Raw genomic sequence first — 13,919 nt, forward strand, 5'->3', positions numbered from 1 at the left:
GGGGCGCCCGCTGATGGACCAGGGCCCCGGCGAACTCGAAGCCGAACGTGACGACGGCAGACGCCCTCCGCGCGCGGTCGTCGGCTCGCACCGGATCGAGGAGGAGATGTTCGGCCGGGCTTTCGACAAGAGCATCCTCCGCCGGATCTGGGGCTTCGTCCATCCCTATCGGGCAAAGGTAGTTGTCACGATTGTCGCGATGTTGATCTTCACCGGGACGCAGCTTCTCATCCCCTTGATCATCCGCTACGCGGTCGACCAGGGCATGAACCCGGCAGCGAGCGATCGCTCAGCCCAGCTTGCGGCCGTCGGCGCGTTCCTTTCGGCGATTTTGGTCAATTTCGCCGCCGGTTACATGCAGGAAACCTTGGATGGGAAAATTGCCGAAACTGTCCTGTTCGACATCCGCCGCGCCATGTTTGGCCATCTGCAAAAGGTTTCGCTCTCTTTCATGGACAAGACTGAGGTCGGACGCCTGATGTCGCGGCTGCAAGGCGACGTTAACTCCATACAGGAGTTCCTGGAAACCTCGGTATATTCCCTAGGTGATGTTGCGCTTCTCTTCGGCATCGTTTTCGTAATGCTGTGGCTCGACTTTCGCCTCGGCCTCCTGACGCTGTCGGTTCTGCCGATCCTGGTGATCGTCCGCATTGTCTGGCTGCCGCGTGCCCGCGACGCCTTCATGGCTGCACACGAAACCAATTCCGTCGTCAATGGCGCGCTGGCCGAAGCCATTCACGGCGTGCGGACCATACAGTCAATGGATCGCCAGCAGGTGAATTTCATTCTTTTCGACGACCGGGCCCATGCCAACCTCAGGACCCAACTGATCGCTGCCAGATATGCACTGGTCATGGTGCCTATCGTCGATGGCCTCACCGGCCTCGCCTTGGCCGCCGTTATTGTGGTCGGCGGCTCGATGGTCGTGAATAGCCGTATAGATGTGGGCGTGTTGGTAGCCTACCTGTTTTACATCCAGCGCTTCTTTGACCCGATCCGCTCACTCACCCTGCAATATTCGATCATGCAGCGCGCCATGGCCTCAGGCAAGCGCCTGACCGATGTGCTCGATGTCAAGATCGATGTTCAGGACAAACCCAATGCCGAGGTACTTTCGCCCGAAATGGACGGCTCGGTTGAGTTTAGGGACGTCACATTCGGCTACGATCCGAACCGTTCGGTTCTGAAAAATGTCTCCTTCAGGGTCAACCCCGGCGAGACGGTCGCACTGGTCGGACCGAGCGGTTCTGGCAAATCGAGTGCGATGGCCCTGGTCCACCGCTTCTATGATGTTCAGCAGGGTCAGGTGCTGGTCGGCGGGCATGATGTGCGCGACCTCACCCAAGAATCGCTCGGCCGACAGGTCGCCATGGTGCTGCAGGAGCCATTCCTGTTCACCGGGACGGTCTTCGAGAACATTCGATACCAGAAGACGGAAGCCACGCGCGACAAGGTGATCGAGGCGGCGATGGCGGTCGGCGCGCATGACTTCGTCATGAGCCTCGCCGACGGGTATGAGACCCAACTTGGCGAACGCGGCGACAACTTATCTCTCGGCCAGCGCCAGCTTATCAGTTTCGCCCGCGCCCTCGTCGCTGACGCCAAGATCCTCGTGCTCGACGAAGCTACCGCCAACATCGACAGCTACACGGAATTGCAGATTCAGAAGGCTCTGATCAAGCTGCTTGAAGGGCGGACTGGCCTCGTCATCGCCCACCGTCTCGCCACGATCCGGGGGGCCGACCGCATCATCGTGCTTCAGAATGGCCAAGTTGTTGCGACTGGCAACCACGATGAGCTAATAGCCATGGGCGGACTGTATTCCAAACTCTACTATCTCAACTACGCCTCCTTCGACGACATCCCCGAACACGAGACCACCGTGCAAGCTGGCTCCCAGACCTGACTTTTTGGCGGCCTTGTGGTAGTGGCGTTGACTTTCGGGCGCGTCGGCGGACCACTCAGGCACCGCAGACGGCCAGCAGGCAGCATTCAAGGACAAGCACTCCTCGCAGTTCGTGAAGACCGGCTGCGAACGATTTCCTCCAGCATCGTATCCCGACCGCGGTGCACCCCATCATCGGGCGAGCTCGCTCCCGTTGGTGGCTGGGCGTAGCAAAGCCGCTCGCGAGCGCGCCCTCAACAGCGCCGTAGCGAGTGGCGGCTTTGCTACCGCCGGGCCGCTGATGAAGCTGGAGGCGCCGCACCGACGCCGCCCCGGGCGAGAAGAACCTCTGCGGCGGGCTATGGGCAACGGGTAGCGCGAGCGCGACGAGCAGACGCGTGCCTGCATCGTGACGCGCTCGGCCATCATCTCCTTAGGATCATGCAGGTTCACAAGATGGCCCGGACGCCAGCCAACGCACAAACCTGGTATTCTGTGCCGCCGGCTCGTCGTCAGTTTGGCCTCCCTCCCGATTGCCCGTCCCCATCACGTGCACGCTCGAGCACGTGGATGTGAGGGAGCGCTGTACAACGATTCAACCTCAGACCGCGAATTTCATGGTCAGCCAAATCGAGCCATGATTTCGGATTGAATGGTCGTCGCAGTGTACAGGGAAGCATCTAGCGGCAGATTTCCAAATGCCAGTTGACAAAGCAGGTAGTTGGCACCTGCCTCTTCCAACTGACCTAACAGAGCTTTTCGCACAGATTCTGCTGATCCTACCACGCACAATTCACTCTCGACTGCCGCATCGAAGGTCAGCGGCAGGTTTGGTGGAGTGGGGATAGCGTTAAGCTCGTAAAGGAATTGGAAGCTCTTGAGCCAGCGTTCGTAAGCAGGTGCCGCGAGCGAATAGGCATGTGTGTCACAACGCCCAACCACGACCATGCGGAGCAATCCGATAAATTGCGCCTGATCCCCCGCGCCAGCGTTGTCCTCTCGATAGGCGCGGAACGCATCAGTAGTTTTGCGAACAGAAGAGGAAGGTCCTACACACGCGATATTTGTTCCATTCGCAGCCGCCCAAGCTGCGGACTCGGGTCGATTGGCAGCGACCCATGTCGGCGGATGTGGACGCTGATGAGGTCTTAGCGTCAAAGGAACGTCATTGAGATCAAAATGGCGGCCTTGATAGCATAGCGTGCCGACCTTCATCGGATTAACAAGTATTTCCATGAGGATTTCGCTGGCTTCGGCATAACGGCCCGGCACCGCGTCCGCACCAATCCCGAAGTAGCCCAATTCGATCGGGAGAGCACCGCGCCCTATGCCCAGTTCGAGCCTGCCACCGCTCAACTGGTCCAGCATACAGATCTCTTCGAACGCACGCAGCGGATGATAAAGCGCAAGCAGCATCACCAAGGGTCCGAGACGCAAGCGCCGGGTGCGCTGGGCGACGCTCGATAAGAACAGATTCGGCGATGGACCTCTCCCATGGGGAGTACAGTGGTGTTCTGCGAGATGATAGGCATAGAACCCTAGCTGATCGCACGCCTCTGCTAATATCAGGCGATCTTCGTACTGCCGACCGATGTCGCGGCCATCCTCGTCCAGATGATCGAAGATGCCGAAAGCTAGGTTTGAAGGAAAGACGTTTGTCACTCGATAAGTCCCCGATTTTAAAAGCAGGCTGTTCTCTTGCTGGGATGACCAAGCAAGTCGGAAGAGATGTGTGTGATCGCCGATTAGCGTCAGCGTAACGAAGAAGCAGAGCCTGACGCTTCCCTGCCCTTGGAGCTTGGCACCGTTAAGCTTCCAGCAATGTCGCCAGCGGCAGCAAGAAATGCATCCATCTGCTCTTTTGTGCCGATGCTGACGCGGATGCAGTGTTCCAAGCCTTTGTCCGGAAAAAACGCGACAAGTATCTTTTGCCTTTCCAATGCTGCTTGCCACCATGAGCCGTCCTGTCCCGCGGGCACACGGGCCAGCAAGAAATTTGCGCGGGAGGGCGTTACGGAAAATCCGAGTTGCGACAGCGCGACTGTCACTCGCTCTCGTTCATCCTTGATGTGCTTGTGGTTCTCTGCGTAGGCGCCGCGATGCGCAAGCACGCTGATACCAACGGCATGCCCGATGACGTTCATGTTGAAGACGTTCTGGATGTTTCGCAGCCTGCCAATAATTTCAGGGTGACCGAAACCGAAACCGACGCGAATGCCGGCGGCGGCATAGCTTTTCGAGAATGACCTCAAGATCAGAACGTTCGGATACTGGTTGATGAGGCGCAGGCCATGATCGGGTGCAAAGTCGACGTAGGCTTCATCAAGGACAACCAAGCGGTCCGATTGTGCTACGAGGCGTTCGATATCGCTTATCGGGAGGAATGTTCCGGTCGGATTGTTTGGATTGGCCAACATAATGAACTTGGCGTCTTTTGCCGGACCGGAAAGCAATTGCTCCATTGGCAGGGAATGAGCTTGACATCCGATTTCGAGAAACTCGGCGCCCTGAATCATGGCAAGTTTGCGGTTGAACGAAAACCCTGGCGACATCATCGCAACCTTGTCGCCAGGCGCGAGGAAAGCTCTGTAGATGAGTCCGAGCAGTTCAGACGACCCGTTGCCTGCGATGACCTGATCCTTGGAAACGCCATAGGTGCTGGACGCCGCTTCCCTCAAGCTGATGTTATCGTCATCCGGATATAGATACTGGCACTTGAGGGCCGCTACTGCACTTTGCATTATGATTGGCGGCAACGGAAACGGGTTCTCATTCGTATTCAGCTTGACAAAATTTCCGTCCGGCGCTGGTCCGTTGGACGGCAGAGGATCTAACTGTCGCGTCACTGGCGGAAGAGCCGAAAGCACAGTTTGCAGTTTTGCATCGGACATATTTTAACTCCGTTTCAGTCAGGGGGATCCGTATGAGCTCGCAACGAAAGCAACATGGCGGACAGGATTGACGATGGAAGCGTTGCCTCTCACACGATGGTCGCAACGCAGACACGGGAATTCGGCCAGGCTGTCCTCGGTGAATCGAGTGGACGCGGACGCGGATCTGCATCGCTGCCGCAAGGCGCTATGCAGCTCAGCTCATCTCCTCGGTTTCAGATACGCTTGATCTCGACGCCGTATTTCCTCAGCACGTAGCCAATCTGGCGCGGGGTCAGTCCAAGGAGGCGCGCTGCCTTTGCCTGCACCCAGCCACATCTTTCCATGGCAGCAATGACGCGCTCTATGTCGGGGGTCCTCGCGCCAATTGGGTGTGTTGCGCCGGCACGCGGGACTGTGGTCGCGGCCGAACAGGCTGCCGCATCCGGCGGCGTGGCCGGATTCACTGACTCCGGCAGGATCGGCGCTGGTTGCAGCGCGGCCTTGCCCGATCTGCACTTCCACAGCGCCTCGGCAAAGCATTGGCCTTGCGAGCAGGCAAAGTCGTTTCTCCCGATTGATAGGCCCTCGGCCAGGATCGCTGTCCGGTGCACGCAATTTTCAAGCTCGCGAATGTTGCCGGGAAACTCACATTTCATCAGCACTTCAATCGCACATGGATCGAAGGTAAGCGTACAGCCGTTCTCGTCGTTGAACTTCTTGAGAAACTCAGCTGCGAGCAGCGGAATATCGCTGCGCCTCTGGCGCAATGCTGGTACCAGCAAGGGAACCACGTTGATGCGGTAGTATAGGTCGGCGCGGAACTCATTCCTTGCAACCGCCTCTTCCAGGTTCCTGTTCGTGGCGGCAATCACGCGAACATCGACCTTAATGGTCTGATTGCTGCCGACGCGCTCAAACTCCTGCTCCTGCAGCACGCGCAGTAGCTTTGCCTGGAACGAGGCCGAGATCTCGCCAATCTCATCCAGAAACAACGTCCCCTTGTCAGCGAGCTCAAAGCGCCCCTTGCGGGAATTGAACGCGCTTGTGAAGGCACCCTTCTCATGACCGAACAATTCGGATTCCAGGACTGTCTCTGGGAGCGCTGCACAATTGAGTTTAACGAAGGGCCGCTTGGCGCGCGGCGACAACTCGTGAATTGCCTTGGCAGCCAGCTCCTTCCCGGTGCCGGACTCGCCTCGCAACAGAACCGTGGTTTTTGCCTTGGCTACGACCGCGATCTTCTCCAGCAGCGCGCTTATCGCCGGACTGTCACCAATCATCCCCTCGACATGAACTTTTTTGCGCCGGGGTGCAGGGTGCTTAACATCTGAAAATTTCGTTTGCAGCCGGTCTTCCAACTCCGGCGGTCGCTCGCGGTCCCCCGCGGAGAAGCGGTGCAACTTGACTGTCTGTCCCACCATGTTGGCAATCATGGTGAGCAGTCGGACATCGTAATCGAGCCGATAGCTTGACCTGCTTTCCAAAGCCCTGTCCATAGTCAGCGCGCCTACGGCGTTCCCATCAACACGAATGGGAACGCCGATGAAGGACACGGTATCGGAGGCCCCAAGCACCTCGATGTCAGCGGCAGTGAAGGCCGGATGCATCGCTATGTCCTCGGCGATGAGCGGCGTGTCCGTCGTCACAATCTGATCGATGGCGTTGCGCGGCACGCGCGACCGGGAGGGCTCATTGCTGTTCGTGTCGCAGTCGCTGGCCACGGTGATGTCCAGTCCGGCCTCGGCATCGCAGAGAGTGATGATGCCGTGCCGCATCTGCACTAACGAGTGCAGGAGATCAACGACCTTGGCCAACGTGAGTTCGAGCCGGGCGGGACCGGTGAGTATTTTCGATATTTCGAAGATTCCGATGAGGGCGCGCTCGTGCAATACCCCATTCGCAGGATTCGTCTCGGACGTTGGACAACCTCTTATCGCATCCGGCAGCGATATGCCGCACTCGCTGGCATTTTGTTCTGATTTGCGAATGTTGTGGTGCATGTGATCCTCGATCTCGCGCCATCAAACGTAAGCCGGCGGCATGTGCGCCCGCGGCGTCGCGAGCAGGCCCGAAAATACTCCGACGTGAACTCGTGCCGCCGTTTGGTCGAGTGCGAAGCGGATCGAACCCTGATGCATCGCTTGGCTCTCCCCTCCACGAAGCTTGGCCATGGTCTCGGCTTGCACCAAGGCAACCACACGTTGTTTTCAACAGACTGGAGCGAGGCGGGATAGTCAATCGAGCTTTCTTTCATTCGTGAAAGGAAACCTCGCGGCATATGATAGAATACATCAATTCTGTTTTTGCCGTTGAACGACGGAAATACTTGCGCCGGCGATGCGGTGCCCGAGCGGCTGACCGCGCCGAGTGTAAATGCCGGGCCGTGCATTCACCAGCGCCTGCGAAGGAGGGGCTGGAGCGACAATAACCGCCAACGACACTGGTCGGTTGCGGCAACCGCCATTTTTCTCGAGTTGATCATGCGGCGGCGGTGTCGCGTGTGAAGGCGCGAAGCTGGCGTCGAGTACGGCTTCGTAGGCGGTGCTCGCAATTTCTGAATCACATCGTCGTGGTCATCACCAGCGGCGTCAAGCTCTACGTCTCGACGTCGCTTTCATGCAGCGGGAGCGCTGCAAAGAGCACAGCAATTCTCCGCTCTGATGCCACCGATGAAACCGCGAGCCAGAGGGATCGACCGGCAGCACTCTGTCAGTGAACATCAACGGGTCGTGCTGGACCCTCGTCATTCCCGCCTTGTGCCAGCGCATTCATCCCATCATGGGTGCCACGGCTAGTCAGGGAAAGCGAAGCTCTCGGCCTCCTCTAGACGAACGGATTTGCGCCATGTGGCGCAGGCGTTCCGGCGAGAGGAACTCGCCTCTTACAAAAGGGATTGTCACACGATGTCCGGAAGCCCGTCAGGGGTTCCCTAGAGCCGTGGTCACAACCGCGGCGGAATGGCCGGAACGGAAGTGCCTGAGGAACACGCAAGGGCAGGATGCGTCGATGCTGAAAACCTATACCCGCCAAGCGAATTGGCGTAGTGCCAATTCAGGCAAATATGATGCTCACCTGCCGTGCAGGCAGGCGACCTGGAAAAGCAACCATATTAGGCCTGCGGCGTCGCAGCGTGGAAGGCATCAATGTTCTTTGTCTTTCGGAGGATTGGGATCGTTACCGCCGCCGACCGAGTCCTTGCTACGAATTTTTCCGTCGCGGCCCTTCACCGTCAGTTCGCCACCGCCCTGATTGGTGATCTTTTCCTTGGCGGATTGAATTGCGTCCTTCTGCGTATCATGCACGAAGCCGCGATCGGCGTCATTTCGTCTGTCTACCCACTTTTTGTCGGCAGGGCGCTGATAAACCGTTCTGTCAGGCTTCTTTGTCATGAAGATTTATCCTCTGTGAATAGCAGTAAAGTACGGATATTTTTTCCATTCACAACCTACCGTGCTTCACTTCCACATGTTATTCGAGGCGGCCGACCGGCAGTTCCCACTGAGTTAATGTTTTGTCATCGAGCCGACATGATCACTGAAGCTGAGATGCGCACAAAAGCGTGGAATTCTGCGCTGAACTGCCATGGCACATATACCGTTTTTTCGCGCCGTCTGAGGCGACTTAAGCTTCTTACGAGGCTGCGCGATTTCTGGGCGTTCGCAATTCCCATCATTCTTGGCGCTATTGCGGGCTCAGACGCATTCGGACTGCCAGCGACTTACCTGACGGTGCTTAAGATTGGTCTCGCGGTGGCCGCGGTAATCCAACTGCTTTTCGCTCTTTGGGCAGTCTTCAGCCGATGGGACGACGATCTGGCCTATAGCTCACGTGCCATGCGCGATTCATATGAAATGGAGGAGGCCTGGCGTGCAATCGGCGAAAGTCGAGTCGACGATATCGCTCTCGAATTCAGGATGCGGACCGATCAACAAAAAATCATAGATTCCCATGACATCGAGAAGGACATAACGTCCGAAGAAAAGAACCTAGGCATGCGAAACGGGCTGATCGAGTATCGAAGGTTATGTGCGGTGTGTAACGAAATCCCCATTTCTCGACGTTTGCGTTGGTGGCCAAAAAAGAAATGCGCCGTTTGCGGCGGAAACTAAATAAGGAGAAGATGATGAACGATGAACTGCGCAAGGTTATCCGGGGATATACGAAGTTGTCTCTGGGTGATCGGAAAGAGTTTGTAACACGGATCACCCGGCCTGGCGCCGAAATCGGCACACTCAATGAGCGTATCGAAAAGTCTGAACAGATTACGATGGGACCGCTTGGAAGCGGCTGCCCCTGCTGCGGGCGTTGATTTGCCAAAATGGGTCGTCCAAAGGCCCATCCAAATTATTCTGTGCATTGCAGTGGCTGCATAGTCGTAGGCTGTCAAGAAACGAGCGCTTCCAGGGGTAAGTTAGCCTGTCATCTGGAAGGGCTTATGAACAGGCGACCTATTTGGTACGCGCTGGCGCCAGCGATGCGGCGCGGTCCAAAGCCGGCTAAAACGAGGAACCCAGCACGCTCTGTGCAGCAAAACCGCTAGCCAGAGGGATCGACCGGCAGCACTCTGCCAGAGACCATCAAGGGCGTGCCGGACCGCGGCCTATCCCGCTGGTCTGACACCGCATTCCTCCAGCATTGGCGAGCCCACGTCAGTTCAGGTCATGCGGATTCATCTGGCATGGGTATTGCGGCGGCGTTGGTGCAGCGTTCGACCGGAGCGCCGCGATAGGGAGAAGCCCGGGAGAAGTCACGCCACCTCGATCCGGTCAGGGAGAGAGAAACAGTGTCAGCTGCACAAGTTCGCGGCGCGAGTCCCGCGCCCCGCAAACCCTTCTACACCAAGCTCTACGCCCAGGTGCTTGCCGCCATCGCGCTCGGCGTCGCAATTGGCTATTTTTATCCGGAGACCGGCGAGAGCCTGAAGCCGCTGGGTGATGCCTTCATCAAGCTGGTCAAGATGATCATCGCGCCTGTCATCTTCCTGACAATTGCCACCGGCATTGCCGGCATGAACGATCTTCATAAGGTCGGCCGGGTCGCCGGTAAAGCAATGGTCTATTTCCTCACCTTCTCGACGCTCGCGCTGATCGTCGGCCTCATCGTCGCCAATGTCGTCCAGCCTGGCGCCGGCCTCAACATTGATCCGGCCTCGCTCGATGTCCAGGCCGTGAATACCTATGCCGCAAAAGCCAGCGAGCAGTCGGTCACCGGCTTTCTGATGAACATCATCCCGCCAACGATCGTCGGTGCCTTCGCGGAAGGCGACATCCTGCAGGTGCTGTTCTTCTCGGTTCTGTTCGGCATGGCGCTTGCGATGGCCGGAGAGCCGGGCAAGCCTGTCGTTTGCTTCCTTCAGGCGCTCATCGCGCCTGTCTTCAAGCTCGTTGGAATTCTGATGAAGGCCGCGCCGATCGGCGCTTTTGGCGCAATGGCCTTCACCATCGGCAGATATGGCATCGGTTCGGTGGTCAACCTCGCGATGCTGGTCGCGACGTTCTATTTCACCGCCTTCCTCTTCGTGTTCGGGGTTCTCGGCGCGGTCTGTCGCTACAACGGCTTCTCGATCTGTTCTCTCATTCGCTACATCAAGGAAGAGCTGCTGCTTGTCCTCGCAACGTCCTCCTCGGAGGCGGCGCTCCCTTCGCTGATGCAGAAAATGGAGAAGGCGGGCGCCAGGCGTTCGGTTGTGGGTCTCGTCATCCCGGCCGGATACTCATTCAATCTGGACGGCACGAATATCTACATGACGCTGGCGGCCCTCTTCATCGCGCAGGCGACGAACACGGATCTGTCCATCGGCGATCAGGTGCTGCTGCTGCTCGTAGCAATGCTTTCCTCCAAGGGCGCTGCAGGTGTCACAGGCGCGGGCTTCATCACCCTGGCGGCTACGCTCGCCGTAGTACCGAGTGTTCCCGTTGCTGGGATGGCACTGATACTCGGCATCGACCGCTTCATGTCCGAATGCCGGGCGCTGACGAATTGCGTCGGCAACGCAGTGGCATCCCTCGTCGTCGCCCGCTGGGAAGGAGAATTGGACCGAGCACAGATGAAAGCCGCCTTCTGCGGTCATCAGCTTGCCGAGGCATCAAACCGGCTACCCTCCTCCCAATAAGGTGGGCGGCCCACGACCTGTTAAGTCGCCTAGCTGGTCACATGAACTGAACGACCGACCCGCAGCCTCTAAACGGCTCCTCACGGACCATGTAGCCGAAGCGCTAAATGTGTGAGTGCAAACCGTCACCGCCCTTTAAGCGAATGAGCCTTCCAGTATACCCGGCCGGTTTACGTCTGGAATGATGTTCGTCCAACACGCTGTTGGCCATTCGTATGGGACGTTTTCACTTTGCCACCCGAAACCGAAACGCGTTAGGCGACAGAGATCCGGCCCGCGTCAAAAACCGATCAGAATAGGACCTATGACCAAGCGCCCCACAATTGCCGATCTCGCCCGCGAAGCCCGAGTCAGCGTAGCAACGATCGATCGGGTTCTGAACGCCCGCCATCCGGTGCGCGAGGAGACCGCGCGGCGGGTCCACGACGCCGCCCACGCGATCGGCTATCATGCTGCCGGGCTAATCAAGCAGCGCTTGCGGCGAGACCTACCGCACTACCGTCTGGGCTTCATCTTGAGAAAACCGGCCCAGCATTTCTACCAAGATTTTGCGCGCGAGGTCGAAGCATCGGTCAATTTGGCCCAGTCCTTCCACGGCATTCCGCTCGTCGAATTCGCCCCGTCACATATGCCGAGCGACCTGATCGCGCGGCTCAAGGATTTGGGCGCACGCTGCCATGCGATCGCGATGGTGGCACCGGACCACCCGAAAATTACAGCAGCGGTTGAGGACCTCAAGGCCAAAGGCATTCCGGTTTTCTCGCTGCTTTCCGACTTCGCCGCCGGCGTGCGACAGGGGTATATCGGCCTTAACAACCGCAAGGTGGGGCGCACGGCCGCTTGGATGGTGTCGAAGGTCGCAAAACGGCCCGGCAAAGTGGCGGTTTTTGTCGGCAGCCATCGTTTCCAGGGGCACGAGCTCCGTGACGTCGGCTTTCGCTCCTATTGCCGTGAGAACGCGCCCACGTTCGAGGTGCTGGATCCTGTCATGAACCTCGAGAAACGGCAGATCACCTACGAGGCAACGCTTGATCTCATGCAGCGAGAGCCCGAGCTCGTCGGCTTCTATGTCGCCGGCGGCGGCATGGAGGGCGCCATCTCCGCGCTCCGAGAAGAGGGCAAAAGTCGCGATCTCGTCGCGATCGTGAATGAAATAACGCCGGAGTCTCGGGCGGCGCTCGCAGATAATATCGTCACGATGGCGGTCGCCACGCCAATGCGCCGACTTTGCCGGGAGCTGATAACGCTGATGACGCGGGCTATCGAGACCGGCACCGCTGAAACACCCGGACAGACATTTCTCCCGTTCGACATCCATCTGCCGGAAAATATATGAAACTCATGGACTCTATCGTGAGCGGGAGTTTCCTTTCATAAACGAGAGAAAGTTGAATGATGATCCCATCCCGCGGGGTGGCCGCACCCACGGACCTCAGCCGGGCAGAATGTAGCGCCGATTAGATGAACGGATCGGCCACGCGTTCAGGCAGAAGCGCGGGGTCAATTGCCTGGGTCCGCGGCGTCAAGCTCGACCGGCTTCATTGCCAAGTGCCCGACTTTCTCGGTGCAGGGGACTGTGGTCGACGCCAGTAGCCGAGCGAGGCTGGCACAGATTGGATCGACCACGTCGGCCGCCATCTCCTCGCCTGGCCGCGCGTGAAAAGCCGCGGCAAGGCCTGCGACGTTGGCAATTAAGTGGGGCCGAGCATCTTCTGGGACTCCGCAAGCAAAATCGGAGGCGGCAGTCAATTCAGTAGCTACCCCGGGCGTGTGTTCTGCTCGTTCCTGGCCCTCTCACTTGACGAGCAACTGCGCCGCTCTGCTGGGCAAAGGCCCGGTGTTTAAGTGGGGCTTAACATCTTCCGGGACTTCGCACGCGAAATCGAGGTGGCAGTCGGTACCAACAACCGCAAGGTCGGATCGGCGTGCCCGAGACGCTCATTGATTTCAGGCAAAGGCGCCAGGCGAGATGCCTCCTGCAACATCATTTCCCGCATCCACATGCTTGCCGGATCAGTATTGTGAAGCTCAGGCCACTGGACGGCCTCCGTGAATGCGGGAGGAGGAAGTGGCGGCGGAAGTTGGACAATCCGCAGGGGTGTTGTTTTTGCGAAATGCTGCGCCAGCCGTAAGGGCATGGTCCCGATGCGGTTGCTGCCTGACAGGACGGGCGCGATCAGGCTAAAGCCCTGTACGACGACCTCGACACGTCTCTCGAAACCGTGCTCGAGCAAATACCATTCCTCCATGGTGGGCTGCCGGGTGTGCCTGAATTTGAGCACGACATGCCCCATGGACAAGTATCGCTCGAATGTAAGTGGCTCTGACAGCTGCTTGTTCGTGCCGCAGCCTACGCATACGAGCATATCTTCGAACAGGACTGCGCGAGGATGTTTCGACATGAACACTTCGGGCATAATCAGAAAATCAAGGTCGCCGCGCCGGAGAAGCTCCTCGGGGTCGTCGCAAATAGGCAGACATTCAAAGCGAACGGCGGGAGCTTCCCGCGCAGCACGCTCTACGATCTTCTTAAAAAATACGAGCGTGATGTAATCGGAAAGCATCATTCGGAAGAGACGATCCGATTGGGCCGGGTTGAAAGCGTCGGAGGAAATAATCGATAGCTGGATGTGCAGCAATGCCTCCCGGACTGCTGTGGCGAGCCCGTCGGCGCGCGGTGTCAAAATGAGCTCGCGGCCGTTCATCGTAAATAGCTCATCGTTGAAATAGGCGCGTAACCGAGCAACGGCGGCGCTCATGGCCGGCTGGCTCAGGTTGATACTGCGAGCCGCGGCAGTGACTTTACGCTCCCTCATCAGAGCGTCCAGCACAACGAGGAGATTTAGATCGAGTCCCTTGAAACGCATGTCATGTTCTATCCAACGCGTGGATGCGTATCATTCAAACAATCAATTTTACGAATTTACGAGCCATGCATTAGAGGAACGTTAATGAGCGACGTCAAGCTCAAATCGACGACACGGGCCGGAACTTCGAGAGAGCGTCTGGCTCACCTTCGCCAACGACAACGGCTGAATGCAGCCAACAG

General features: G+C 58.0%; 10 protein-coding genes. 5 read left to right on the forward strand and 5 right to left on the reverse strand.

Features of this window, described 5'->3' with window-relative positions:
* Positions 1–13 precede the first annotated feature (13 nt).
* Positions 14–1,906, forward strand: a complete 1,893-nt coding sequence (locus tag NKI99_RS23265; protein ID WP_352612155.1) for an ABC transporter ATP-binding protein — start codon at positions 14–16, stop codon at positions 1,904–1,906.
* A 600-nt stretch (positions 1,907–2,506) separates the two neighbouring features.
* On the opposite strand, the gene NKI99_RS23270 is transcribed toward NKI99_RS23265, so the two are convergent.
* The 4 genes from NKI99_RS23270 to NKI99_RS23285 form a co-directional block, all read right to left on the reverse strand.
* On the reverse strand, positions 2,507–3,547 hold the full coding sequence (locus NKI99_RS23270) for an LLM class flavin-dependent oxidoreductase (RefSeq protein WP_352569645.1): 1,041 nt from the start codon (positions 3,545–3,547) through the stop codon (positions 2,507–2,509).
* Between the two features lie 89 nt (positions 3,548–3,636).
* Positions 3,637–4,776, reverse strand: coding sequence for a histidinol-phosphate transaminase (gene hisC / locus NKI99_RS23275; protein ID WP_352612157.1), 1,140 nt, complete (start codon positions 4,774–4,776; stop codon positions 3,637–3,639).
* A 215-nt stretch (positions 4,777–4,991) separates the two neighbouring features.
* Entirely contained in the window at positions 4,992–6,758 is a 1,767-nt protein-coding gene (nifA, locus tag NKI99_RS23280) for a nif-specific transcriptional activator NifA (RefSeq protein ID WP_352612159.1), read from the reverse strand.
* 1,140 nt (positions 6,759–7,898) lie between these two features.
* Positions 7,899–8,147: a DUF2188 domain-containing protein gene (locus NKI99_RS23285; protein WP_023813721.1), complete on the reverse strand. Its 249-nt coding sequence runs from the start codon at positions 8,145–8,147 to the stop codon at positions 7,899–7,901.
* 138 nt (positions 8,148–8,285) lie between these two features.
* On the opposite strand from NKI99_RS23285, the gene NKI99_RS23290 reads away from it, so the two are divergent.
* The 4 genes from NKI99_RS23290 (at position 8,286) to NKI99_RS23305 (ending at position 12,206) form a co-directional block, all read left to right on the forward strand.
* Positions 8,286–8,867: a mobilome CxxCx(11)CxxC protein gene (locus tag NKI99_RS23290; RefSeq protein WP_352486883.1), complete on the forward strand. Its 582-nt coding sequence runs from the start codon at positions 8,286–8,288 to the stop codon at positions 8,865–8,867.
* Between the two features lie 14 nt (positions 8,868–8,881).
* Entirely contained in the window at positions 8,882–9,067 is a 186-nt protein-coding gene (locus NKI99_RS23295; RefSeq protein ID WP_196815355.1) for a hypothetical protein, read from the forward strand.
* 474 nt (positions 9,068–9,541) lie between these two features.
* A complete protein-coding gene (locus NKI99_RS23300) occupies positions 9,542–10,870 on the forward strand; it encodes a dicarboxylate/amino acid:cation symporter (RefSeq protein WP_023770900.1) in 1,329 nt (442 codons plus the stop codon).
* 304 nt (positions 10,871–11,174) lie between these two features.
* Complete coding sequence (locus tag NKI99_RS23305; RefSeq protein ID WP_023736284.1) at positions 11,175–12,206, forward strand: LacI family DNA-binding transcriptional regulator; 1,032 nt, start codon at positions 11,175–11,177, stop codon at positions 12,204–12,206.
* A 505-nt stretch (positions 12,207–12,711) separates the two neighbouring features.
* Here the strand turns inward: NKI99_RS23305 and NKI99_RS23310 are convergent.
* Positions 12,712–13,737 carry a LysR family transcriptional regulator gene (locus tag NKI99_RS23310; protein ID WP_352612161.1) on the reverse strand — a complete coding sequence of 342 codons (1,026 nt, stop codon included), beginning with the start codon at positions 13,735–13,737 and terminating at the stop codon, positions 12,712–12,714.
* Positions 13,738–13,919 lie beyond the last annotated feature (182 nt).

Source organism: Mesorhizobium sp. M0239 (assembly GCF_040321815.1).
Classification (GTDB): Bacteria; Pseudomonadota; Alphaproteobacteria; order Rhizobiales; family Rhizobiaceae; genus Mesorhizobium.

Coding starts and splice junctions, on each gene's coding strand:
- NKI99_RS23265 (WP_352612155.1), top strand. CDS start 14: ATGGACCAGGGCCCCGGCGAACTCGAAGCCGAACGTGACGACGGCAGA.
- hisC (WP_352612157.1), bottom strand. CDS start 4,776: ATGTCCGATGCAAAACTGCAAACTGTGCTTTCGGCTCTTCCGCCAGTG.
- nifA (WP_352612159.1), bottom strand. CDS start 6,758: ATGCACCACAACATTCGCAAATCAGAACAAAATGCCAGCGAGTGCGGC.
- NKI99_RS23285 (WP_023813721.1), bottom strand. CDS start 8,147: ATGACAAAGAAGCCTGACAGAACGGTTTATCAGCGCCCTGCCGACAAA.
- NKI99_RS23290 (WP_352486883.1), top strand. CDS start 8,286: ATGATCACTGAAGCTGAGATGCGCACAAAAGCGTGGAATTCTGCGCTG.
- NKI99_RS23295 (WP_196815355.1), top strand. CDS start 8,882: ATGAACGATGAACTGCGCAAGGTTATCCGGGGATATACGAAGTTGTCT.
- NKI99_RS23305 (WP_023736284.1), top strand. CDS start 11,175: ATGACCAAGCGCCCCACAATTGCCGATCTCGCCCGCGAAGCCCGAGTC.
- NKI99_RS23310 (WP_352612161.1), bottom strand. CDS start 13,737: ATGCGTTTCAAGGGACTCGATCTAAATCTCCTCGTTGTGCTGGACGCT.